General features: G+C 37.8%; 28 protein-coding genes. 18 read left to right on the plus strand and 10 right to left on the minus strand.

Annotation, left to right across the window (positions count from 1 at the left end):
- Position 1: 1 nt before the first annotated feature.
- Together WKH56_RS31710 and WKH56_RS31715 are read right to left on the minus strand one after the other, a co-directional pair.
- Positions 2 to 1,081 (minus strand): YheC/YheD family endospore coat-associated protein, encoded by a 1,080-nt coding sequence (locus WKH56_RS31710; protein WP_310884173.1) that lies wholly within the window; start codon positions 1,079 to 1,081, stop codon positions 2 to 4.
- A complete protein-coding gene (locus WKH56_RS31715; RefSeq protein ID WP_168761451.1) occupies positions 1,078 to 2,424 on the minus strand; it encodes a YheC/YheD family endospore coat-associated protein in 1,347 nt (448 codons plus the stop codon). The genes WKH56_RS31710 and WKH56_RS31715 overlap by 4 nt, the downstream gene beginning before the upstream one ends.
- 187 nt (positions 2,425 to 2,611) lie before the next feature.
- On the opposite strand from WKH56_RS31715, the gene WKH56_RS31720 reads away from it, so the two are divergent.
- The 6 genes from WKH56_RS31720 (at position 2,612) to WKH56_RS31745 (ending at position 8,790) form a co-directional block, all read left to right on the plus strand.
- Positions 2,612 to 2,962: a YlbF/YmcA family competence regulator gene (locus WKH56_RS31720; RefSeq protein ID WP_013055299.1), complete on the plus strand. Its 351-nt coding sequence runs from the start codon at positions 2,612 to 2,614 to the stop codon at positions 2,960 to 2,962.
- Positions 2,963 to 3,141: 179 nt separating this feature from the next.
- Positions 3,142 to 4,020, plus strand: a complete 879-nt coding sequence (locus WKH56_RS31725; protein ID WP_028412564.1) for a Cof-type HAD-IIB family hydrolase — start codon at positions 3,142 to 3,144, stop codon at positions 4,018 to 4,020.
- Positions 4,021 to 4,364: 344 nt separating this feature from the next.
- A complete protein-coding gene (locus WKH56_RS31730; RefSeq protein ID WP_196763254.1) occupies positions 4,365 to 5,867 on the plus strand; it encodes a coproporphyrinogen III oxidase in 1,503 nt (500 codons plus the stop codon).
- A 114-nt stretch (positions 5,868 to 5,981) separates the two neighbouring features.
- Positions 5,982 to 7,595, plus strand: a complete 1,614-nt coding sequence (locus tag WKH56_RS31735) for a long-chain fatty acid--CoA ligase (protein WP_310884174.1) — start codon at positions 5,982 to 5,984, stop codon at positions 7,593 to 7,595.
- Between the two features lie 6 nt (positions 7,596 to 7,601).
- Complete coding sequence (locus WKH56_RS31740) at positions 7,602 to 8,405, plus strand: enoyl-CoA hydratase (protein ID WP_310884175.1); 804 nt, start codon at positions 7,602 to 7,604, stop codon at positions 8,403 to 8,405.
- A gap of 112 nt (positions 8,406 to 8,517) precedes the next feature.
- Complete coding sequence (locus WKH56_RS31745; RefSeq protein WP_013055305.1) at positions 8,518 to 8,790, plus strand: HU family DNA-binding protein; 273 nt, start codon at positions 8,518 to 8,520, stop codon at positions 8,788 to 8,790.
- 40 nt (positions 8,791 to 8,830) lie between these two features.
- Here the strand turns inward: WKH56_RS31745 and WKH56_RS31750 are convergent, their stop codons facing one another.
- Entirely contained in the window at positions 8,831 to 9,016 is a 186-nt protein-coding gene (locus WKH56_RS31750; RefSeq protein WP_028412560.1) for a YhzD family protein, read from the minus strand.
- A 141-nt stretch (positions 9,017 to 9,157) separates the two neighbouring features.
- On the opposite strand from WKH56_RS31750, the gene WKH56_RS31755 reads away from it, so the two are divergent.
- The 5 genes from WKH56_RS31755 to WKH56_RS31775 all read left to right on the plus strand — a co-directional run bounded on the left by WKH56_RS31755 (position 9,158) and on the right by WKH56_RS31775 (position 12,962).
- Complete coding sequence (locus WKH56_RS31755) at positions 9,158 to 10,057, plus strand: ABC transporter ATP-binding protein (protein ID WP_028412559.1); 900 nt, start codon at positions 9,158 to 9,160, stop codon at positions 10,055 to 10,057.
- Entirely contained in the window at positions 10,050 to 11,303 is a 1,254-nt protein-coding gene (locus WKH56_RS31760) for an ABC transporter permease (RefSeq protein WP_310884176.1), read from the plus strand. Before WKH56_RS31755 ends, WKH56_RS31760 begins: the two co-directional genes overlap by 8 nt.
- 144 nt (positions 11,304 to 11,447) lie before the next feature.
- Positions 11,448 to 11,600 carry a hypothetical protein gene (locus WKH56_RS31765; protein WP_342837373.1) on the plus strand — a complete coding sequence of 51 codons (153 nt, stop codon included), beginning with the start codon at positions 11,448 to 11,450 and terminating at the stop codon, positions 11,598 to 11,600.
- A gap of 172 nt (positions 11,601 to 11,772) precedes the next feature.
- On the plus strand, positions 11,773 to 12,714 hold the full coding sequence (gene yhaM, locus WKH56_RS31770; protein ID WP_013055309.1) for a 3'-5' exoribonuclease YhaM: 942 nt from the start codon (positions 11,773 to 11,775) through the stop codon (positions 12,712 to 12,714).
- A 65-nt stretch (positions 12,715 to 12,779) separates the two neighbouring features.
- Positions 12,780 to 12,962 (plus strand): sporulation YhaL family protein, encoded by a 183-nt coding sequence (locus WKH56_RS31775; protein ID WP_013055310.1) that lies wholly within the window; start codon positions 12,780 to 12,782, stop codon positions 12,960 to 12,962.
- A 42-nt stretch (positions 12,963 to 13,004) separates the two neighbouring features.
- Here the strand turns inward: WKH56_RS31775 and WKH56_RS31780 are convergent, their stop codons facing one another.
- Positions 13,005 to 13,928: a peptidylprolyl isomerase gene (locus WKH56_RS31780; protein WP_258358409.1), complete on the minus strand. Its 924-nt coding sequence runs from the start codon at positions 13,926 to 13,928 to the stop codon at positions 13,005 to 13,007.
- Positions 13,929 to 14,235: 307 nt separating this feature from the next.
- Between WKH56_RS31780 and WKH56_RS31785 the strand changes: the two genes are divergently transcribed.
- Both WKH56_RS31785 and WKH56_RS31790 read left to right on the plus strand, forming a co-directional pair.
- Positions 14,236 to 14,325 (plus strand): YjcZ family sporulation protein, encoded by a 90-nt coding sequence (locus WKH56_RS31785; RefSeq protein ID WP_074682953.1) that lies wholly within the window; start codon positions 14,236 to 14,238, stop codon positions 14,323 to 14,325.
- A gap of 36 nt (positions 14,326 to 14,361) precedes the next feature.
- Positions 14,362 to 14,457: a YjcZ family sporulation protein gene (locus WKH56_RS31790; RefSeq protein WP_016762974.1), complete on the plus strand. Its 96-nt coding sequence runs from the start codon at positions 14,362 to 14,364 to the stop codon at positions 14,455 to 14,457.
- Positions 14,458 to 14,492: 35 nt separating this feature from the next.
- Here WKH56_RS31790 and WKH56_RS31795 read toward each other — a convergent pair whose 3' ends face one another.
- The gene (locus tag WKH56_RS31795) at positions 14,493 to 14,672 is read right to left on the minus strand and encodes a hypothetical protein (protein WP_013055312.1); all 180 of its coding nucleotides are present in this window, start codon (positions 14,670 to 14,672) and stop codon (positions 14,493 to 14,495) included.
- Positions 14,673 to 15,148: 476 nt separating this feature from the next.
- On the opposite strand from WKH56_RS31795, the gene WKH56_RS31800 reads away from it, so the two are divergent.
- On the plus strand, positions 15,149 to 15,493 hold the full coding sequence (locus tag WKH56_RS31800; protein ID WP_033580648.1) for a DUF1878 family protein: 345 nt from the start codon (positions 15,149 to 15,151) through the stop codon (positions 15,491 to 15,493).
- A gap of 3 nt (positions 15,494 to 15,496) precedes the next feature.
- Here the strand turns inward: WKH56_RS31800 and WKH56_RS31805 are convergent, their stop codons facing one another.
- Positions 15,497 to 16,093: an HTH-type transcriptional regulator Hpr gene (locus WKH56_RS31805; RefSeq protein ID WP_014461677.1), complete on the minus strand. Its 597-nt coding sequence runs from the start codon at positions 16,091 to 16,093 to the stop codon at positions 15,497 to 15,499.
- 113 nt (positions 16,094 to 16,206) lie between these two features.
- On the minus strand, positions 16,207 to 16,602 hold the full coding sequence (locus WKH56_RS31810) for a YtxH domain-containing protein (RefSeq protein WP_028412556.1): 396 nt from the start codon (positions 16,600 to 16,602) through the stop codon (positions 16,207 to 16,209).
- Between the two features lie 118 nt (positions 16,603 to 16,720).
- On the opposite strand from WKH56_RS31810, the gene yhzF reads away from it, so the two are divergent.
- Positions 16,721 to 16,894 carry a membrane protein YhzF gene (gene yhzF / locus WKH56_RS35195; protein WP_465119511.1) on the plus strand — a complete coding sequence of 58 codons (174 nt, stop codon included), beginning with the start codon at positions 16,721 to 16,723 and terminating at the stop codon, positions 16,892 to 16,894.
- Positions 16,895 to 17,151: 257 nt separating this feature from the next.
- On the opposite strand, the gene WKH56_RS31815 is transcribed toward yhzF, so the two are convergent.
- Positions 17,152 to 17,682 (minus strand): tryptophan transporter, encoded by a 531-nt coding sequence (locus WKH56_RS31815; protein ID WP_033580647.1) that lies wholly within the window; start codon positions 17,680 to 17,682, stop codon positions 17,152 to 17,154.
- 124 nt (positions 17,683 to 17,806) lie between these two features.
- Positions 17,807 to 18,904 carry a 3-phosphoserine/phosphohydroxythreonine transaminase gene (serC, locus tag WKH56_RS31820; RefSeq protein WP_033580646.1) on the minus strand — a complete coding sequence of 366 codons (1,098 nt, stop codon included), beginning with the start codon at positions 18,902 to 18,904 and terminating at the stop codon, positions 17,807 to 17,809.
- Between the two features lie 253 nt (positions 18,905 to 19,157).
- On the opposite strand from serC, the gene WKH56_RS31825 reads away from it, so the two are divergent.
- The 3 genes from WKH56_RS31825 to WKH56_RS31835 all read left to right on the plus strand — a co-directional run bounded on the left by WKH56_RS31825 (position 19,158) and on the right by WKH56_RS31835 (position 22,371).
- Entirely contained in the window at positions 19,158 to 19,712 is a 555-nt protein-coding gene (locus WKH56_RS31825; protein ID WP_275211656.1) for a PadR family transcriptional regulator, read from the plus strand.
- Positions 19,713 to 19,729: 17 nt separating this feature from the next.
- Positions 19,730 to 20,173 (plus strand): GNAT family N-acetyltransferase, encoded by a 444-nt coding sequence (locus WKH56_RS31830; protein ID WP_274863230.1) that lies wholly within the window; start codon positions 19,730 to 19,732, stop codon positions 20,171 to 20,173.
- 302 nt (positions 20,174 to 20,475) lie between these two features.
- Positions 20,476 to 22,371 carry an acyltransferase family protein gene (locus tag WKH56_RS31835; protein ID WP_310884177.1) on the plus strand — a complete coding sequence of 632 codons (1,896 nt, stop codon included), beginning with the start codon at positions 20,476 to 20,478 and terminating at the stop codon, positions 22,369 to 22,371.
- Between the two features lie 85 nt (positions 22,372 to 22,456).
- On the opposite strand, the gene WKH56_RS31840 is transcribed toward WKH56_RS31835, so the two are convergent.
- Positions 22,457 to 22,891 (minus strand): HIT family protein, encoded by a 435-nt coding sequence (locus tag WKH56_RS31840; RefSeq protein WP_014461670.1) that lies wholly within the window; start codon positions 22,889 to 22,891, stop codon positions 22,457 to 22,459.
- Between the last annotated feature and the right edge of the window lie 293 nt (positions 22,892 to 23,184).

Below are 23,184 nucleotides of genomic sequence, written 5' to 3' on the forward strand. Positions count from 1 at the left end.
ATTACTCCTTACGATACGATAGTGTGTTAGCTAAATAGATGCAGTAAGACAGGACATTTTTATACATGACTTCTTTTTGTTCAGGAGCTGTCTCCATTACGATTTTTCTTCCTGGTTTCGAATTTAAATCTAGAATCCAGATGCTGAAGTCTCTCGAGATACATAAATCAATACCTAATTCAAAAAGAGAAGGAAAATGTTTTTCCAGTACGGACGGAATCGTTTTACAAATGGTGTTGATTTCATCCATCACATATTGACGGTGAACGCGAGGGATGCGAGGCAGCAAGTTCTCAAAAGGTACAATAGAGGCTCCTGAACTTACATTTGTTACGATGGAGTCTCGTTCACCTTGTCTAATTCCTCTTCCAATTTCTTTCCAAGCACCATCGTTTCCTTTTTGTAATAGCAGTCTTATATCAAAAGGAGTGCGCTCATAAGGGAAAAATGAAATATGGGGCTGAGCAATATACAATACATCACGGGCCGTTTTCGTAAACCAGTTCTTAAACTCCTGAAAAGAGGAAAATAGAATGGTGTTTACAATGTCATTTTGTTGATAAGAAGCTTCAATTTCACGTCCACGCTGTCTTAATTTCACAATTCCTTTACCTTGTGAGCCGTTAGCAGGCTTAATCATTAGGCTATCGTTTGTTCGAAGCAGCTGAACAAGCTGCTCTACACTTTCGATTGGAGTGGTAGGAGGAATATATGAAGATAAATAGCTATCGTTTTTAATGGCTTCATAGACATCTAGCTTATTGGGCAATCCATGGCCTAAAAATGTAACATCTTCCCGCTGTTTAAGCCAGTTTACAATAGGGCGAGCCTTATTAGACAGCGAGTCTTTTCGATAAAAGCAGCGATCGTAAATAAACGAAGGAAGTAAAAAGGAATCTTCTATCCATTTCTTTTGTTGTAAATCGTAGCGGAAGCCTTCAATATTTTCGGTGTTAGGATGAATGTTAAAAGGAGTAAAACGGTATATTTCAATTGAAAACTCAGAAGCATGTTTAGCAACTTCGGTCACATACTCCACTTCTTGCTGTGGGTGAATCGTTAAAAAGCCTAATGAAATCATCGTAAATCCTCCTTGGCAAATTGAAAATTCGTTGCATGCAGACAATAATCAAGCAGTGCTTTTGTTGAGGGACGAACAGAGAAAGCGCTGGAATCTAATTGTTTGGAAGGTTTGACATTTACTTCAATAATCCAAGGCTTTCCTTCTTGATCAATCGCTAAATCAATACCAAATTCTGCATAAAGTTCAGCCGGGTGAGAAAGCTGTGTGCAAATTTCAATCGCAATCTCTTTTAAAAGTGAAAGGATATGGCGCGTCGTTTTTGAATCATAGAGCTGAGTTAAAACTTGCTGAGGAGGATGAATATCCCCTCCACGAGCAAGATTTGAGACGAAATTGCCGGGTTTTGATACACGTGTGACAATGGACGTGATTTTCCACGTCAAGTCGTCTTTTTTATGACAGAGAATGCGGAAATCAAAAGGGCACTGTTTGTATGTCTGCAGTGAAATTCCTTCTTGGATAAGAAATCCTTGCCTTTTTAATTGACTATAAAGCGTTTCAAATAAGTCATAGAGAGATTCATATTCTTTTTCATACGTCTGTGTAAACGTTGTATAGTCTAAAATATACTTCTCTTTCTTTGAAATTTTAAAAATATTTTTTCCTTGGCTACCATGAACAGGCTTCAGAAAAACATCGTCATGAAGTTCCAAAGCGTCAAGAAGATCTTGACGTGAACGAAGCTGATACGTTTTTGGCAAATATGGAAGCAAGTGTACAACATCTTTAAGCTGTTGAAAAACCGTCCATTTATTTAAGTAGCGTGCGTTAAAGAAAGGAACGTCATGCTCTTTCAAAAATGTTTTAAAGGTTTGAAAATCAGCGCTTTGCTCGGTTTTCCTGGCATGAATCCGGTTGTGTACTATTCCCGGAAAGGGAACGTCTGAATAAACCCATCGATCACCGCGATAAACATATCCTTTAGGGGACAATGACTTCACGTCGCTCAATTTGCTCACATAGCAAAAACACCCTAACTCCTTGCAAGCTTGAACAAATTCCTTACAAAATACAGAAATGGAGCCAAAGGGTTCTTCATCTTCTCGAACTTCTGTTACGATGCTAATCACGGGTCCCATCCTAAACGTGTTCTCTTCGTAAATGCCTCTCAGCTGATGCGTTTCATACGGAAAGCAAAAGTCTGCAAATAGAGCTTCCGACATCATGAAGCAGCATTCTCGATGCTGAAAAACAGTGGCTTTAACTTCTTTCGTGATGGAGCCTACTGTTAACGTAAACTCGTGCTTGCATTTCACACGTGAGAACAGAGCAGAACTAATGTAAATGTCGTCGCTCATATGGTTCTCTAGTGGTTTTAGAGAAATGGTAAAAGTATTCATAAACGAATCCTCTTTTTCTTTCCTTTAGTAGGCGAATGCTGATATATACTATGAGGAATTAGCCCAATCTGTGAAGAGAATTTATCGTTTTCTGAGAAAATAAAGGTCTTAAGCTGAATTTTATATAATAATTTGTTATAGTTAGGGAAGTCAAGAAATTATAGAACTGAATTAGGAGGAACTTAACGTGTCTGTAAACTTACATGATGTAGCAAATGATTTAGAAAAAGCAATTCGTCAAAGCGACGATTACACAAACTTAAAAAACTTATATGCAGCAGTAAACGCTGATCAAGGTTCAAAACAATTATTTGAGCGTTTCCGTACAATGCAAATGGAGCTGCAACAAAAGCAAATGATGGGCCAAGAGATCACTGAAGAAGAAGTTCAGCAAGCTCAACAAACAGTTGCAATCGTTCAACAAGATCAAAATATCGCGAAGCTAATGGAAGCTGAGCAACGTATGAGCATGGTAATTGGTGAATTAAACAAAATTATCATGAAGCCACTTGAAGAACTTTACGGTGCGGCTGAATAAGAGATAGAGAAAAGAGGAAAAGAGAAATCTTTTCCTCTTTTTTTATGCGGAAATTCCTTCTAATTGTGCAGTTCTGCTCATAAGCTTAGTAACAAGGCTACACATGCCGACTATCATGAAAAGGTCATTTATAACCGTATCCTAACGGATTAGACATCTATGAAAGAAGGGGTTCTCATATGGCTTATCGATTGCTAGCGTTGAATATTGATGGAACCATTTTAAATAGCCAAGGGCGCGTTACAAAAGAAACGAAAGACGCAATTCAATTTGTGAAAAATAAAGGGGTTTACGTTACGTTAGTAACAAACAGGCATTTTCCGTCTGCTAAAAAAATTGCTCGATCACTTAAAGTTCATCCAGCAATGCTCATTACTCATAGCGGTGCCTTTATCGGAACATCGATAGACAAACCGATACTAGATAAGAGAATTAGCGAGGAAAAAACATTTAATCTCATTCAGCTTTTTGAAAATTTTAATTGTCATGTCCGCATTTTGCATGAAAGGTTTTCAATTGGAAATCGTGTAAAGCTTCCTAATAATATTGTAGCTAAAAGCGTGTTAAAAACGGGAGAACCGCTCTTTTATCCCGTGCAGTTCGTAGATTCATTAGGGGATACGCTTCGTGATGAACCTGTTTCTACTCCAAAAATAGAAGTGTATTTTGCAGATCGTAGAGAAAAAGAATACGCTGAGCAAACAATTGCCAGTGCAGTTCCGGATATTGAATGGTTTTCGTATCCAAATGAAAATAGATGCTATATTACGCCAAAAGGAGCCACAAAAGCTGCCGGCGTTCGTTATGTAGCAAATCGTCTAGGGATACCGATGGAAGACGTAGTAGCCATTGGAAATTGCTATGATGATGTAGAAACGATTGAACACGCGGGAATGGGTGTGGCCATGGGCAATTCACCAACGGAATTAAAAATGCTTGCGGATTGGGTTACTCGTTCTAATAATGAAAATGGTGTAGCCTATATGGTGAAAGAATTATTTAGAAAGCAGCAGCGTCTTGGTTATCTTCATCAAATTGACAGCTTTCGTTTAAAATAAATAAAAGTATGTTAGTTGAAGGGAAATCCGAACGAAGAATCCAACTCGTTCGGATTTTTTTCATTGGTAGGATAAACGTCAGCTTCACGTATGTAGCTGTTTCTAACTGTTGATTGAAGGGCAAGGCGAAGACTCCTGCGTAAATCAACAGAAGTGTAACAAGCAATTCATATGAGCTTATTTATCCCATTTGTTCGTCTGTAGGTTGAATTAATGTAATTATGGCTCAATCTCTTTTTCCGTTTGTTTCCTGTCCGCGTATTCCCTTGAGCTGAGCACCTTGACCGGACATACGTAGGTTTTGTAAACTGATTACTTAGATAGAATTGATTTGAAAGGTGATTATATTGAACATTTATATAAAAGGTATAGAAGATGAGCGTTTTTTACGTCCGCTTCACCGAATTTCAGATTTGTTTTTTGAAGAAAGCAACGTCTCCTTTGAGGATGATAATGAAGCTCAGCTGAAGGTTGAAGTAGAGCTAAAAGTTCATGAAGAAATTTATGCGAAAGCAGTGCTGCATGATGCTGCAACGGACAAGGTGTTTACAGAAGAGCTTTCTAAATCGTTTACGCCGTATGAAACAGAAAAAGAAAAATTTAAGCAAATAAAAAATGTGGTGCTTCGCGTCTACTTATCTGTGTTACAGGAGTATACAAACATTGTTCAAAAATGGGGTATTTTAACCGGTATACGTCCAACGAAGTTGCTTCATATGAAACTGCAGTCAGGCAAAAGTAAAGAACAAGCACATCGTGAGCTAAAGGAAGAATATTTAATCACTGATGACAAAATTAATTTAATGCAGCATATTGTGGATCGTCAACTAGCAGCTATTCCCGATTTACATGAGTTAAAGAACGAGGTAAGCATTTATATAGGCATTCCGTTTTGTCCGACGAAGTGTGCATACTGTACATTCCCAGCCTATGCGATTAACGGACGTCAAGGATCTGTTACGTCATTTTTAGGCGGCTTGCATTATGAGATGCGTGAAGTAGGGAAATGGTTAAAAGAAAATGACGTCAAGATTACAACCGTCTATTATGGCGGAGGCACACCAACGAGCATTACGGCTGAAGAAATGGACATGCTGTATGAAGAGATGTATGAATCGTTCCCTGATGTACAAAATATCCGTGAAATTACGGTAGAAGCAGGAAGACCCGATACGATTACGGAAGAAAAGCTAGCTGTTTTGAACAAATGGAATATTGACCGGATTAGTGTAAATCCGCAATCTTATATTCAAGAAACCTTAAAAGCTATTGGACGTCATCATACAGTTGAAGAAACGATTGATAAATTTCATCTTTCTCGAAAAATGGGGATGAATAACATTAACATGGACTTAATTATTGGGCTTCCAAATGAAGGTGTAGAAGAATTTCAGCATACGCTAGACGAATCTAAAAAATTGCTTCCTGAATCTTTAACTGTTCATACGCTATCGTTTAAACGCGCGTCTGAAATGACTCAAAATAAACGGAAATACAAAGTAGCAGATCGCTATGAAATTGGTAAAATGATGGATTTAGCGACTGAGTGGACTCAAGAACAAGGATATGAACCTTATTATTTATATCGCCAAAAAAATATTTTAGGTAATTTAGAGAACGTTGGATATTCATTCCCTGGTCAAGAGAGCCTGTACAATATTATGATCATGGAAGAAAAGCAGACGATTATTGGCCTTGGGTGCGGGGCATCCAGTAAGTTCGTGCATCCAGAAACAGGCATTATTACAAGGTTTGCGAATCCAAAAGACCCAAAATCGTACAACGATGGATTCGAGCACTATACGCAAGAGAAACTCAAGATTTTAGATGAATTGTTTAGGAAATAAAAAGGTCACTTTTTAGTGATCTTTTTTATTTTCAGCAGGGAAATGTCGGAATCTGTTGAATATATAAGAAAGTTGTAAGCGTTTTCTTATTATGGCGATGCGAGGTGCCGCTTAATGATGAATGTACAGTTAACCGTACCATCTATGATGGAAAGAGCTGAAAAGCTGTTTGGTAAAAAAGAAGTGGTTTCTAAATCTTCAAAAGGGATTCAACGTTTAACTTATAATCAGTTAATAAAACGGACTCGGCAGCTCTCTAGTATGCTAGAACGAATTGGAGTGAAGCGAGGAGAAAGAGTCGGAACGTTTGCATGGAATCATCATAGACATCTAGAGGGTTATTTTGCTGTGTCGGGAATAGGCGCTGTGCTTCACACAATTAATATCCGGTTAGATTCTGAGCAAATTGTATACATCATTAACCATGCACGCGATAAAGTCATTTTACTTGATGAATGCTTTTTACCTTTATTTGAAAGCATTCATCAAAAGCTTCCACATGTTGAAGCCTATATCCTTATGTCAGATGAAGGTGAGCTGCCAGAAACAGAGTTGCCAGTGTATCATTACGAAAATTGGATTCAGCAAGGGAATGCATCGCATTCCTTTGTTCAAGATTTAAGCGAAGAAGAACCAGCAGGTCTTTGTTATACCTCTGCTACTACAGGAGAGCCAAAGGGCGTTGTATATTCTCATCGCGCTATTTATTTACACTGTATGGCGCTAGGACTTGCTGATAGTGCTGGATTATCAGAAGGTGATACCGCTATGCCTATCGTTCCAATGTTTCATGTAAATGCATGGGGAATTCCTTTTGCTGCGGTCTGGTTTGGGACAAAGCTCGTGCTGCCGGGCGCTTTTTGTACCTCAGAGACGATTGCCTCTCTCATTGAACAAGAGAAAGTAACTCTTGCTGCAGCAGTACCTACCGTTTGGTTAAATTTTTTACAAGAGTTAGAAAAAAAGCCTTACGCAGTTGATAGTTTGCGGGCTATTTTATGCGGCGGATCAGCGGCCCCAAAAAGCGTCATTCGAGAATTTCAGGAAAAATATCAAATTGAATTTATGCATGCATACGGAATGACGGAAACAAGCCCTGTTGTAACCGTCTCCCGCTTAAAAAGCTATCAGTACAGCGAAGACCCTGAGTATCAGCTCAGCGTAAAAGCGAAGCAAGGTTTCTTAGTTCCTGGCGTTGAAATGAAAGTAATAGGTCAAAATGGAGAAGTTGCTTGGGATGGAGTGGAAATGGGTGAGCTATTACTAAAGGGGCCATGGGTAGCTTCTGAATATTACAAGGATAAAAGAACAGAAGATACGTTTAAAGACGGCTGGCTGTATACGGGAGATATTGTGACGGTTGACGAAGAGGGAACGATCAAAATTGTAGACCGAACAAAAGATTTAATTAAAAGCGGAGGAGAATGGATTTCATCGGTTGATCTAGAAAACGCGCTGATTGCCCATGAATCTGTTTTCGAAGCCTGTGTCATAGCAGTCCCTCATAAGGTGTGGCAAGAGCGTCCAGTTGCTTGTGTCGTGTTAAAAGATGCATATAAAGGTGTCGTTTCGTCAGAAGAGCTGCTCAAATTTTTAGCGCCGCAGTTCGCAAAATGGTGGCTTCCAGATGACATTTTATTTATGGATGAAATCCCAAAGACAACGGTCGGAAAGTTTTTAAAACGTACGCTTCGTGAACAAGTCCTCAATCATTATCAGAAAGGGTGAGTAAATATGACCGTCGAATTAAAAGTAGTAGAACTAGTTTTGCAAGAGCGTGTCGCCACAATTTCGTTTAACAGGCCGGATGCGTTAAATGCATTAAACGAAGAAGTGCTAGAGCAGTTTATTCAATGTTTAAAAGTTGTCGAAGAAAGTGAAGTGGACTTCTTAGTAGTAAAAGGAAACGGAAAAGTGTTTTCAGCAGGGGGAGATATTAATATGATGATGTCACCTTCACAATCAGAACGTTTTGAGCAGGTGATGGATTTAATTAATGAAGCCGTGCTGACTTTATACAGCCTGCCTCAAATGACGATAAGTGTACTGCACGGTGCGGCAGCAGGGCTAGGGCTCAGCATTGCGCTTGCTTCTGATTATATTATTGCAGAAAGACACACGAAAATTGCGATGAACTTTATCGGCATTGCTCTAATTCCAGACGGAGGCGGTCACTTTTTACTAGAAAAGCGCATCGGTTCTCATCGTGCGAAACAGCTGATTTGGGAAGGAAAGACATTAAAAGCAGAGGAAGCTCATCAATTTGGTATAATTGATGAAATAAAAGAAGGAGATTTGGCGAAGCGTGTAGAAGATTATCTCTCATATTGGCTAAAAAAACCTTCACGTGCTTTGAAGGAAACAAAGCGAATTTATGTGGAGACATCTATTTCACAATTAAAGCAAGTGCTTGCGCTTGAGAAAAGAAGTCAGTTTACTATGAGCCAAAGTTCGGATCATAAGGAAGGTGTACGTGCGTTTCTGGAAAAGCGAGCGCCTGTTTTTAATCAAAGTGAAAAAGATATTTCCGAAAATTAAGTGAACTAGTTTAAAAGCCAATATTTTTGTCTATCATATTGATAGAGCATGTTTAAAAGTTGCAAAACAGTGGTAACACAAGATAATGTAGAAACTAATGAGGTGATTGGAAATGAACAAAACAGATTTAGTAAACGCAGTGGCAACAAAATCAGAGTTAACAAAAGCAGATGCATCTAAAGCAGTTGACGCATTACTAGAAACAATTTCATCAACGCTAGGTGAAGGTGAAAAAATTCAGTTAATCGGCTTCGGTACATTTGAAGTACGCGAGCGTGCTGCTCGTACAGGCCGTAACCCTCAAACGGGTGAAGAAATGCAAATTCCAGCATCAAAAGTACCGGCATTTAAAGCTGGTAAAGAACTAAAAGAAGCTGTAAAGTAATATAAAACGCCGGAAAGCTAAACCTTTCCGGCGTTTTGTATTAACGATGAAATAATACAAGTTTTCCGCTAGAGCTAACGCATCGATGTGTTTTTTCTAAGTAGGCAAGCTCTTCTAACTTTTTGGTGCCGATTGTCTTTGCTTCTGTTTCAGAAGCTGCTTCGAAGCTTTCATCTATTAATTTTTCTCCAGTCTTTTCAAAAGCGGTTAATGTATAAGTACTCATAAAATCTACTCTCCTCTTATAGTATAATTGTAAGCGTATTCAACATATTTCTCGTCTTATTCCTCTAAATCCTGCTAAGGTTTACAGATATCATTTTTTTCCATACAATAAACATAGGTTTATTTACAAAGGAGGAATTAAATGTCTCTTTCTATCCGTGAAGTTTCAAAAAGGTACGGTGAATTTACAGCTGTAAATGAACTATCCTTGCAAATTCCAAAGGGTGAAGTGTTTGGTTTTTTAGGTGCAAACGGTGCTGGCAAAACAACGACGTTTCGAATGATTTTAGGGCTCATTGAACCAACCTCAGGTCACATCCAATGGAATGATAAATCTTTAACTTACAGTAGAAGCCATCTAGTTGGTTACCTTCCAGAAGAAAGGGGATTATATCCGAAATTAAAAGTCAAAGATCAGCTTGTTTATCTAGGACGGCTGCGCGGGATGAAAAAAGCTAACGTGCTGCAAGAAATGGAGCGCTGGTTATCTCGATTTAATATTCCTCAATATGCTTCAAAAAAAGTAGAAGAGCTATCCAAAGGAAATCAGCAAAAAATTCAATTTATCGCTTCCGTTATTCATCGTCCCGAGCTGCTTATTTTAGATGAACCTTTTAGCGGTTTGGATCCTGTAAACGTAGAGGTACTAAAAGAAGCGGTACTTGATTTGAAAAAACGCGGGACGACGATTGTTTTTTCAAGTCATCGAATGGAACATGTGGAAGAACTTTGTGAATATTTATGTATTATGCATCATGGTACGCCTGTTGTATATGGAAGACTGCCGGAGATCAAGCGTTCATTTGGCAAGAAAAACGTCATTATACATGGGAAAGGTCCGTTTGAGAGAATTACGGAGCTTGAAGGTGTTGTAAAGGTGAAAAAAACGGTTGAAGGCATGATTGTTCAAATTCAGCATGAATCCGTATCGCAACTCATTTTTCAAGAACTTAAACATTTTTCATTTGTATCTAAATTTGCAGTGGAAGAGCCTTCATTAAATGATATTTTCATTGAAAAGGTAGGTGCTTCCTATGAATAAATTTTGGGTCATCGTTTTTCATACATATCTTAATAAATTAAAAACAAAATCTTTTATTATTACGACGATTATTACTGCTCTTATTCTAGTTGCTCTTACAAATATGGAGAAAATTATCGACGTTTTTAATTCAGACGATAATGGCACAAATGTGGGTGTCATCTATGAAGTGGAAAGCGTATATACGTTGTTCAAACAAAATGTAAATGCTATGGATTCAGACATTCATTTAAAAGAATTTACGTCTGAGTCTAAGGCAAAGCAAGCGGTAAAAAGCGGGCAGCTCGATAGCTATTTACTTTTATCTTTAAACGATAAGCAGCTGCCTCAAGCTGTGTACAAAGCTAACTCTTTGGCCGAATCAAATCTTTCATCTACCTTAGAACAGGCGGTACAGCAAACAAAAGTGGCTATGGCTACAGTGAAAATTGGTTTAGAAGAAAAGCAAATTGATCAGCTTTACAGCCCTGTTTCATTTAAAAAAGAAGCGTTAGTTGAAAATGCCAAAACAGAACAAGAGCTAAATCAAGCAAGAGGTCTTGTGTATGTTCTGCTGTTTGTTATTTATTTTGCCGTTATCATGTATGGGAGCATGATTGCGATGGAAGTAGCTACTGAAAAATCATCCCGCGTTATGGAGATCCTCGTATCGAGCGTATCACCTATTACACAAATGTTTGCTAAAATCATTGGAATTGCACTGCTCAGCTTAACACAGCTTGCAGTGATACTGAGCGTGGGCTACACATCGTTAAAAGCCAGTGTGGAAACAAATCATAACGGCATCTTTTCTTATCTCGGATTTAATGATGTTCCGCTGACTACATTCGTGTATGCATTTGTCTTTTTCATATTAGGGTACTTTCTTTTTGCTACGCTCGCGGCTTTTTTAGGTTCTCTTGTGAGCCGTATTGAAGATGTACAGCAAATGATTACGCCCATGACCCTTGTGATTGTGGTCGCTTTTTTAATTGCTATGTTTGGACTTGGTGATCCTGAAACCACAATCATTACGGTCACATCTTTTATCCCGTTTTTTGCTCCGATGATTATGTTTTTGCGTGTAGGTATGTTAAATGTTCCTATGTGGGAAGTGAGTGTATCGATAGGGATTTTGGTTGTGACGATTACTGCTTTAGCTATATTTGGTGCCCGTGTGTATAAAGGAGGAGTCCTTATGTATGGTCAATCTACCTCTTTTAAAGATATTAAAAAGGCGCTGCAGTTAACGAAAAAAGAAACATAAAGAAGTGAGAGGCTGAGACAAAAGTAGATTAGTTGAAGGGAGGTCCGGACGAACAATCTAGATTCTTGATGGAGAATCCAACTCGTCCGGATTTTTTTATTGGTATGGTGACCATAGTTTGCATGTATGTAGTTGTTTCTAGCTGTGTATTGGAGAGCAAGACGAAGACTCCTGCGGAGAAAGCGGAAGCGACGAGGAGGCTCAGCGGCTGCCGGAAAGAGAAGTCTTGCACGGAAATCAACAGCGGTGCCTCAAGCGATTCATACTCGCTCCTTTATCCAACCTGTTTGTCTTTAGATTGTATTGATTTTGTTGTGTCATAATCTCATCTCTTATGAAAAAGCGTCTACCCGTGCATTCGGTGCCAAGCGATGGTAAAATGAAATGTAAAGAGCTGTAAATAAGCGGACGAAGCGATAAGAGCTTTGCTATCAAATACATAGAATGAAGTGGTAAGGAGGAAAAGGGCATGACAAAAGGAATTGCTCAATACGAAGTAGGAGAGCAAGTTGATCTTTATTTTTTAATTAAATCCTCAACGAGAGGAATTGCAAGCAATGGAAAACCATTTTTAACGGTAATCCTACAGGATAAAACAGGTGATATTGAAGCCAAGCTGTGGGATGCATCCCCAGATGACGAGGAAAATTATGCTGCTCAAAAGATTGTGCGAGCTGCTGGAGAAGTAATGAATTACCGCGGGCGCAACCAGCTGAAAATACGCAACATTCGTCCTGCACAGCCCCAAGACGGAGTGCGCACATCTGACTTTTTAGAAGTGGCGCCTTTATCTCAAGAAGAAATGGTGGAACATATTACAAAGAGTATATTTGAAATGAAAAATTCAAATGTCCAGCGCATTACTCGCCATTTGTTTAAAAAATATCAAACGGAATTTTTAGAATATCCGGCAGCAACTAAAAATCACCATGAGTTTGTATCTGGGCTTGCCTACCATGTGGTGTCTATGCTGAAGCTGGCTGAGTCATTTTCAACCCTTTATCCAAGCTTAAACCGCGACTTGCTGTACGCTGGAGTTATTCTTCATGACCTTGGCAAAGTATTTGAACTTTCAGGTCCTGTTTCGACGATATACACAGTCGAAGGGAACTTGCTTGGCCATATCTCGATTATGGTGAATGAAATTGGAAAAGCGGCGGAAGAATTAGCGATTGAAGGAGAAGAGGTCATGCTTCTTCAGCACCTTGTATTATCGCATCACGGTAAGGAAGAGTGGGGAAGTCCGAAAAAGCCGTTAATTAAAGAGGCTGAGATGCTTCATTTGATTGACAATGTAGACGCTAAAATGAATATGCTGGACCGAGCATTAACAAAAGTGAAGCCTGGTGAATTTACAGAGCGTATTTTTGCACTTGATAATCGTTCATTTTATAAACCAACGATTGATTAAAAAGGTATAAGTCTTTCTTCCTTCGCATATAGTGGTTGTAAATAACTGTGATGGGGGATCAATATATGGTGACACTACCAATTTGGATTTATTTAGTTGTAGCAGGCATTTTCTTTAGTGGATTTATGGCGATTCGTGCTGCACAACATGATAAGCAAGTGGATGATTCGTTTATTGAAAAAGAGGGACAAGTCTTCATCGAAAGAATGCAAGTGGAAAAAGAAAGACGCAACAGCGATTCTATCTGATTATATAAAAGAGCCTGTCACATGAGTGACAGGCTCTTAGCATTACTGCTGAGGAGTTTCTACGCCAGATTGACTGTCTGTCGCACCTTCTTCGAAAATTGGTTTTACATCCTTATCTTTTGGTTTCACTTTTGCTTTATCAAGCTCTTTTTGAATCTTCTTGTTCGCTTCTGCTTGATCTACTTTTGAACGTTTGATTTGCTGCTCAAGTTCAGGTTTCTTTTTCTCAAACGATTCTACTTTCTTTTTATCGACTAGTTTAATGATATGGTAGCCGTATTCCGTTTTGATCGGCTTGCTTACTTCACCTTTTTTCAGCTTATAAGCTGCTTCTTCAAATTCTTTCACCATTTGGCCTTCACCGAAGTAGCCTAAATCGCCGCCGTTAGCTGCAGACTGCTGGTCCGTTGAGTATTCTTTTGCCAGACTAGCAAAGTCATCGCCTTTTTTGATTTTCGCTTCTACTTCATTTGCTGTTTTTTCGTCTTTTACTAAAATATGACTTGCGCGAATTTGAGGTTTTTGAGCTTTATATTCATCATAAGCTTTTTTCAGTTCTTTGTCCGATACCTTAATGCCTGCCGTAGCAGCTTTTTCACGGAGAATATCAACTTTTAGCATATCTTTGACTTCTTTTTCGCCTTTTTGCTTAATAACTGAATCCACCTGATCACCGTATTGTTCTCTTAGAATGTTCAGCTGCTGATCAAGCTCTTTATCCGTTACTTTATATTTTTTACTCAATACTTTTTCTTCGGTAACGCTTCGTACGAGTGTATTAAATTGGTCTTGTCCGATTGTATCTTTCATTTGCTTATACAAATCACCTTGAGTGATATTGCCTGCTTTTGTTTCTACAATTACTTTTGAAGAATCGTTTGCATTTGAAGCATCATTTCCCCCACTGCATGCTGATAAAGCAACGAGGCTGGCTGCCGTTGTTAGTGCAACTAAGCTTTTTTTCATACGTAAACACTCCTACTCATCATTTTTACTTATGTAGCTTGACTCAAGATTTACTATATCACATTTCCTGATGTTAGCAAATGAAGTTAAAACCACGTAAATTTACATTTATTTTCCACTAAGCATGGAGTGATTATACGCTTATGATGGCTTTTTTATAAAGCGTTTTCAAAATGGTGGACAAACTCACAGAGTAATCTCCAAACGAGAAGCAAGAGAAATAAATTATGGAGTTTGGGCTAAAAGCCTAGACGTTTTTTGAGCTGATGCATAAGATGCAGTATTAGTAAACAAAGGGGGTGCTCAAATGAGCGGATGCGGATATGGAGGCGGTTTTGCACTATTAGTTGTACTGTTTATCTTATTAGTCATTGTTGGTTGTGCATGTTACCACTAGGAAACAGATGAATATAAAAGGAAAGGGGCGATAGATATGGGTTCTTACGGATGCGGATACGGCAGTGGATTTGCTCTATTAGTCGTATTATTCATCTTATTAGTTATCATCGGCGCTAGCTGTTTTTGCTAAGCCTATAAAAAAGCGGTGAGACATCTCACCGTTTTTTATGTAAATGATACTTCAATATAAGATGAAACTAATAAAATGGTAATTAATACATTAATCGTACGAAAAACTTTAGGCTGTTTTTCAGCTGGAATTTCTTTTTGAATACACAATGTATTTGTTAGTGCATTGATGTAGAATAAAATGAATAGTGCAAATACAATAAAGAATATGTACATAAAAATCCCCCTAACAAAATCAGTGTGACGAAGACAAAAAGTCTTATAGTCATTTATATAGTACAGCTTTGTATGAATTTACAAATATCTATATTAACATTACCAAAAAAGCGGTAAAATAGATAGTTATATATACAGTTGAGCAAAGAATTTCAAAAGGTATTTACACAGAAATGCGGTTTTTATTTTATAAAGGGTAGTTAAGAAGTTGAGAAATAGGTTTTAAACGAAATAGCAAAGTGAATGGATAAGAAATGAGTAACAATCAGCCATTGTGCAAAAGGATTGTTAAAAAGGACAGAGGGATTTATATTAATATATGCAGTGAGTACATAATCAGTATATGAAAATCTTTATACGGTGCTACTCAAACAGGAAATGTGATTGACGAAGAAAGAATTATTTGGAAGAACATGAATGAATCATGTACAATATGGAGTAGAGATATATGAACGTTGAAGGAGTAGGGGAAGCGGATGGAAACTTTAGAATCTCGAGTATCACGTTTAGAATATTACATAAAACTGTTATCTGGGACATCTGAACAAGAAGCTAAACCATTTATTGATTTAGTGGTAAGAAATCAGCTTACAAAGAAGGAAGTAGAGGAAATTTTAATTCTGTGTGAAGATACAAAAAGCGAATATATTGAGCAAAAAGCGGAAGGCCTAACAGACTTTGTTCCGCTTCTTACACAATTTGTTGGTATGCTGAATTATAAATTAACTCCCAGAGAGACGGTCGAATCGCTTCGTTATCAACCTTCTTATCAAGATGTGATGAATGAATTTTTTGAAATTATTCAATGGATAAGGGACTAACCATTAAGAGTTTGAAATAGTCTCCTGGTGGTTCTCTTTATCTTTCTTGACAAGCTTGCCATCTTCTTCAGTGAATTCTTCTTCGATATGATGGAAAGATCGCTCGAAGATATCCATAAAATCTTCACCGTAAATTTTGCGGATGACGGTCATTAGTTCCATAAACTCAGGGAATTTGCCGTACAAGTCGCGCAACGGAAGTGCGCCGCTGAATACTGAATTATTAGAAGGTTCGTAATGTTCCATTAAATCCAGTAAAATGGCCTCGCCTTTATCTGTCAGCTGAATGTACGTATTTCGCTTGTCGCTTTCTTTTTTAGAAAACTCAAGTAAACCTCGTTCTTCTAGTTTTTTGGAGAAGTTAAATGCAGTAGAAACATGCATAACTCCAAACTTGGCAATTTCGGAAATGGAAGCCCCGTTTAAATGATATGAAATCCACAAAATATGATGCTCGTTAATATTAAGGTCATAAGGCTTAATCCATTGCTGCCAATCCTTCTCTACGGTTTTCCAAAGGGCTTTACTTAATTGGGCAATACGTTGGCTAAATAGAAGTGCTTCTTTCAAACTGTAATCCTGATCACTAGTCTTTTTCATCTTCTCCCACCTACTTAGTCTCTTTTTTTATTTATCTTCTATTATGCCAATAAAATAAAAAATTATAAAGATGTAAATTTACAAAATTTTAAAAAATTAAAAAAGAAGGCGCTTTAACCTTCTTTTTTGTCAATTTTTTCATTGGGATTTTTAGTTGTCTGTACATGTTCCTCTAGGTTTGACAAAGAATTTTGGATTTCTTTCAAATGATGCTGAATGGATTCCTTATGAGGGACAATTTCTTCTTTAAACTGACCAAGGGTAGTAGAAAGGTCACTTGCGATATTTTTCACTATAGTATTTCCTTCTCTGGCGGTCATTTGTACTTGTTGAGAAACAGCTTTTATTTTTGTTGAGAGCTCTTGTTGTGAAGCGTTAACTCGGTCTTTTCGAGAACTGACGCGCTGTTTAAGTTCTCGTCCTGAATATGGAGTAATAAGAAGCGTTGTAATAGCGGCTACGGTGCTTCCAATTGCTGCTCCAGCTGCTAGTTTTTTCATTCTACTCATTATTTATTTCCTCCTATGTAGTAAAGTAATTGCTAACACTTCCTTCTGACATAATCATAAAAAAATAGCATAGATTTATACAAAAGAAGGAGGTTATCAACATGGGATAGCTTTATTCATTCTTTTGATGATTAGCCTGAGTTTTTTTCTCGCTGCTTTTAAATGGTTTAGCCTTACGACTAGAACGGCATCATATCCACCTAAACATGTGCTTAAACAAAAGTCTCTTACATGTGCGACAGTGGCTTTTGCGAGTTTTTTATTGGCGCTTATACTTTATTATGTAACCTAGGATGGGGAACTTAAACCTTTATTACATAGTAAGTCTTCATACCTATTGTATGAGCTGCAAATGAAATTTAAGTGAAAAGCATCCTGTATCATTTCTTTTTAAACAACAAGTTAAGAGCCGGACTTTAGATTGTCTCTAAAAGATCAGCAACATACTATAAATGAACCGTTTTATCTAAAGGTCCGCCACGCTTTGGCGGGCCTTAGCTTTTGGTGTAAAAAAAGAGCCTGATTCTTAACTAAATCAGGCTCTTGACGTTACGATAATTTTGCTTTGATGCTTGTGCGTTTTAGAACGGATTGAACAATTGGATAAATAACGACCATAACGATTGTATTCACTACTGTTGCAGGTAATACAACCGCAGCAACAAGCGCCATGACGCTGTTTCCGCCCGGTAAGCCGACGATTAGCGCGGCAGCAGACAAGAATACGGTTCCTGATACGAGCGTGCCAACAGCTGTTAAAGCAGCGGCAACTGGTGTTTTGATGCCTGTTGCTTTTTTCACAAGCATAAATAATGCAAAGAAAACAAATGCTGTAATTGGTTTATCAATTATGTTTGCAATATGTCCTCCCGGGAAACTAGACGTTAAAGCAGAAATAAAAGCTGTTGTGAAGCTTACTAGTACTACATTTTTTACGCTAGGAAACAACAGGATTGCTAAAAACATCATTGTTAACATCATATCTGGCTTCATTCCAAATAAAATAGGAGGTACCACCGTGTGGAGAACCGCTCCAATTCCGACTAATAACGCTAAAGAAACTAAAACTTTTGTATTCATTTCTCATCTCTCCTCTTCTAAGCTAAGCTCGAAATATACCAATAGTGCGTCTATGCCCATTGCATATATTTACATACTGATTATAACATATTTATGTGAAAAAAGAATCAGCTAATTCTGCCAATTACGCGTTTGCCTGCGCAAATTCATCCATAAAGACGGCAAGAGCTTCACACGCTTCAAGCGGCACAGCATTGTAAATAGAAGCGCGGCATCCGCCGATTGAACGGTGTCCAGCTAATCCTACAAAGCCTTTTTCTTTTGCTTGCTGTAAAAACTCAGCCGTTAGCTCATCGTTTGGTAAAGTAAATGTGACATTCATAATTGAACGGCTTTCCTCTGTAGCGTGAGGAGTATAGAAACCGTTTGAACGTTCCATGCTTGCGTAGAGTAACTTAGCTTTTTTATGATTTTGAGCTTCAATGGCTTTAACGCCCCCTTGTTCTTTAATCCAATCTAAAACAAGTGAAAGCATATAAATACCAAACGTTGGAGGAGTGTTGTAAAGAGAATTGCTCTTTACGTGAGTCTCATAGTTCAGCATTGTTGGTAAACCTTCAGGGATACGTTTAAGCAATTCTTTCTTCAAAATGACAACTGTTACACCAGATGGTCCGAGGTTTTTCTGAGCACCAGCATAAATGAGTGAGAACTTAGATACATCAATTTGACGGCAAAGAATGTCGCTTGACATGTCAGCAATTAAGTCTACTCCTTCAATAGAAGGGTAGTCAGCCCATTGTGTACCAAAAATGGTATTATTGGACGTGATATGCAAGTATCCAATCTCTTCTTTTGGAAGCTTTATATCATCTAAAGCTGGAATAGAGCGGTAGTTCTCTTCTTTAGTAGAAGCAACAACTGCTGTTTTTCCAAGTTTCTTTGCTTCTTTTAACGCTTTTTCCGACCATGATCCCGTTAGCACATATGCCCCGACTTGATCAGGAGCTAAAAAGTTCATTGGAATCATAGAGAATTGCAGGCTTGCTCCGCCCTGCAGGAATAAAATTTCATGTGTATCTGGAATATTAAGCAATTCCGTTAGTGTTTCTTTAGCATGTGTTAATACATCTTCAAACTCTTTGCTGCGATGTGATAATTCCATCACAGACATACCTGTATTTTTGAAGTTAACTAGCTCCTCTTGAGCAAGTTGTAAGACAGGTAGGGGAAGCGCAGATGGACCTGCATTAAAATTATAAGCTCTGTTTAACGTAATCACATTAATTCCTCCTCAAATTAGTTCGAACACTCATCATACAAAATGGCTAATGACTGATGTCAGAAAGAATATCATTATACTATCATGAAAACTCTTAGTTGTGGAGGTAACTTTTCAAAAATTTAAATTAATCTGTAAAGAGAAAATAATAGAAAAAAGATAAATAAAAAGTATACGTAAACATGTTTTGGCAAACATGTAAATGAAATGTTTATATGCTATACTGATGGAAGAAATAATGTGGAGGAACAGAATGAGAGTATTAAAATATGCAATATTAGGGCTCTTAAACCAGGAGGAGCTCAGCGGGTATGACATTACCAGACTTTTTAAAGAAGAGGTTGGTAATTTTTGGAGCGCTAAACACAGCCAGATTTATCCCGAGCTAAAGCGATTAACAGAAGAGGGATTTATTCGCTATGAAACGGTGATTCAAGGCAAAAAATTAGAAAAAAAGATGTATTCGATAACGAAAGAAGGAAGAGTCGAGCTAAGCAAGTGGCTCACTACGATTGATCCTATTCCTGAAACAACTAAAGATGAATTTATGTTAAAAGCTTATTTTGCTTCATCCATGTCAATAGAAGAGTTAAAGCAACAAATAGATAACCAATTATCAAGCAGGAAAATGAAGCTGACTTTTTTAAAGAAACGAATGGATGATCTTTTAGAAGAAGTTAATCACCACATTACCGTTTCTTCTCCTCAATTTGGTCATTACTTGGTGCTATCTCGCGCTCAAGACCGGGAGACAAGCTATATCAATTGGCTTGAACGTACGCTGAATTTAATTGAAAAAGAACAATAAGAAAAGGTGAGCAGATCATGAGTTGGTGCATAAAATCATTTCAAGAGCTGACAAACGATGAGCTTTATGAAATTCTACAGCTTCGCACCTCTATTTTTGTTGTGGAACAGAAGTGTGCTTACTTAGAAGTAGATGGAAAAGACAAATTTGCTTATCATTTGTTCAAAAAAGAAGATGAGAAAATTATCGCATACCTTAGAGTTTTACCAAAAGGAATTAGCTATAAGGAAGCTTCTCTTGGACGTATTATTGTAAAACAAGCACAGCGCGGTACAGGTCTCGGAAGAGAACTAGTAGCAAGAGGAATTGCTTTTCTAGAGAATGAATTGCACGAGAAGACAATTAAAATTCAAGCTCAAAGCAGACTTCAAACATTGTATGAATCGTTTGGTTTTAGACCTATTTCCGATATTTATTCAGATGAAGGACTCCCACACGTCGATATGCTAAAGACACCTTAGAAACTTCACCATTTGTGTGAAGTTTTTCTATTTTTAAAACGGGTAAGGTGAAAGAAACGTGTAGGGTTTAGTGGCATGCAGATAGAATCGATATGACTACTACTAAATTAGTAATTTATGAATAAGATAGATAGTGAATTTGTTTCTTTTTACTTATTCTTTGATTTTCAGTAAGTGATATATTGAAGAAAGTAATAATATTGTATATAATGATTTTTGTAACAAAAATGTAACAATTACGTAATATTCTTAATATTTATTGGAAAAGAAATTTGTTGTACATATTGCTTGGAGGCATTTTTATGAGTGCAAAAGAAAAGAAAAATAGGTATATATATAGTTTGGACGGACTTCGGGCCTTTGCTGTCATGGCTGTGATTGCTTATCACTTAGGCTTTGGATGGGCGTCTGGAGGATTTTTAGGAGTTGACGTTTTCTTTGTATTATCTGGGTATTTAATTACCTCAATTTTACTGGTGCAATCTTGGGAAAATCCTTTAAAGAATTTGAAGCATTTTTGGATTAGCCGTACGAGAAGACTTCTTCCAGCTGTGTATGTGATGGTCGTATTAACTGCAGCGTGGGTTATTTTATTTAATCGACCATTGTTAACAACGCTACGAGGCGATGCATTATCGTCTATTTTTTATATGAGTAACTGGTGGTTTATTTTTCATAAAGTTTCATATTTTGATAGTTTTGGATCACCGTCACCATTAAAAAACTTATGGTCACTTGCTATTGAAGAGCAGTTTTATATTGTATGGCCACTTGTTTTATTGTTGGGTTTGAAATTTATTAAAAAGAGAGGAATTCTTTCTCTATTTATTTTAGCTGGAGTAATGGCCTCAGCCATTCTGATGTCTTTTTTATATGAGCCAGGAGGAGATCCTAGCCGCATTTATTATGGAACCGATACTCGGCTGTTTGCCCTTTTAATCGGTTGTTTACTTGCATTTGTCTGGCCGATGTATCGTTTATCATCAAAAAATCTTCCAGCTGTGGGCAAGCAAGTATTAAACGCAGTAAGTATGGTAAGCTTCTTTGTATTTATTCTCTGCGTATGGAGCGTTGATGAGTATACGCATGCATCTTTTCTTTATCAAGGCGGCATGCTGCTGATTTGTTTAAACGCTGCTGTGCTGGTTGCAACGATTAGTCACCCTAGTAGTTTTTTAGGAAAAGCTTTGTCGTTTAAACCGCTTCGCTGGCTTGGTACTAGATCATACGGTATCTATTTGTGGCATTATCCGGTTATTGTTCTTACAACACCTGTAGCCGAGATTGGCCGCCCGGTCTATTGGCATGCGCTGTTACAAGTAGGAATTACATTTATCATTGCTGAACTTTCGTACCGTTACATCGAGGTGCCTATTCGCACACGCGGTTTTCGCTATTATTTCCGGCATTACCATCCGAGAGAGCTTTTTAAATGGCGTAATCTCTCTCGTTCGAGACAAGCGGTTTTGGGCAGTCTCATTTTCTTTTTGGCGTTGTTTACAGCGGATATGACAAGCTTTGCTATTAGTACGCAGCAAAAGGATGAGACCGAAGCAAAACAAACAGAGGTTAAAATTCAAACGAATCATAAAGAAAATGCTTCAACTTCTGTCAAAGACAAGAACAAAGCGGAGGATGAAAAAACAAAGAACGCGGAAAAGAACTCCGCAGAAGAAAAATCTGATGCAAAAGAAGAACAGCAGCCGAATTCTTACAGAGATGTTCTTGCGATTGGAGATTCGGTCATGCTGGATATTGCTCCTAATCTTAAAGAGATGCCGCTTAGTATTACGATTGACGGAAAAGTAGGAAGGCAGCTCAATGAAGCACTGCAGCTAACTCCTAGTTATGAAGCATTTAATAATCCGAACAGCGCAGTGATTATTGAGTTAGGAACGAACGGTTATTTTACCAATGAAGAACTTGAACAACTGTTAAAAGCTTTTTCACAAGCGGACGTTTACTTAGTGAATACGCGCGTTCCTCGTTCCTGGGAAAGCACCGTGAACAAGAACTTGAAAGCTGCTTCTGAAAAGTTTGATCACGTCACGCTTGTAGATTGGTACTCTGAGGCTTCTAAGCACCCTGAATACTTTACATCAGATGGTGTCCACTTGGTACCTAAAGGATCAAGAGCATTAACAAAATTGATTGAAGAGCGTATGAATTTAGAAGTTGAGGAAGAAAATGGTTCATAATGAGCGAGAGACGTATTGAGTTTTAAATCATAAACTGATTAATAGATAAAACAAAAAAAGCTTACATGTGTAAGCTTTTTTTGTTTCAAGAAAGGCGAGAAGAAATATTGCCAGCAATTTCTTGAAGTTTTTCAGGCGTGTATTCGCTTGTATGCTCTTTCCATACAGCACCGAATCCATCGCCTTCCCCGTAGCGTGGAATAATGTGCATATGATAATGAAACACGGATTGACCAGCTTTTTCACCATTATTATTTAAGATGTTTAAGCCGATTGGGCTGTATGTTTCTTTAATTGCGTTTGCGATTTGAGGAACCACTTCAAATAAATTGCGCGCAATTTCCGGTGTTAGTTCGTGAATGTCTTTTTTATGTACTTTTGGAATCACCAGCGTATGACCTTTTGTTACTTGACTAATGTCTAAAAAAGCTAATACATGTTCGTTTTCAAATACTTTTGCACCTGGAATTTCACCGCGAATAATTTTGCAAAAAATACAGTTTTCATCATGTGTGCTCATTATGTTCACCTTCCGTTACTAATATAAATGTATGGGTATACATGTACGTTTATTTTACCACAAAGTAGAAATGCAATCAGCAGGCACGAAATAGCCACTCATATTTTATACACAAAAACGGGATGCAAACGATTATGCATCCCGTCATGTGAAGAAGGAAAAAATAGCTTTTAATGCAGCATATGATCTTTAAGGAACACCTCATTTACGTAATTACATTGCCTAATGAAACAGTCACTTGAAAAAGTATATTCTCTTTAACAAACACCTCATTTAAGCATTGAGCTAAAAAA

The sequence above is a fragment of the Priestia sp. SB1 genome, assembly GCF_038898415.1.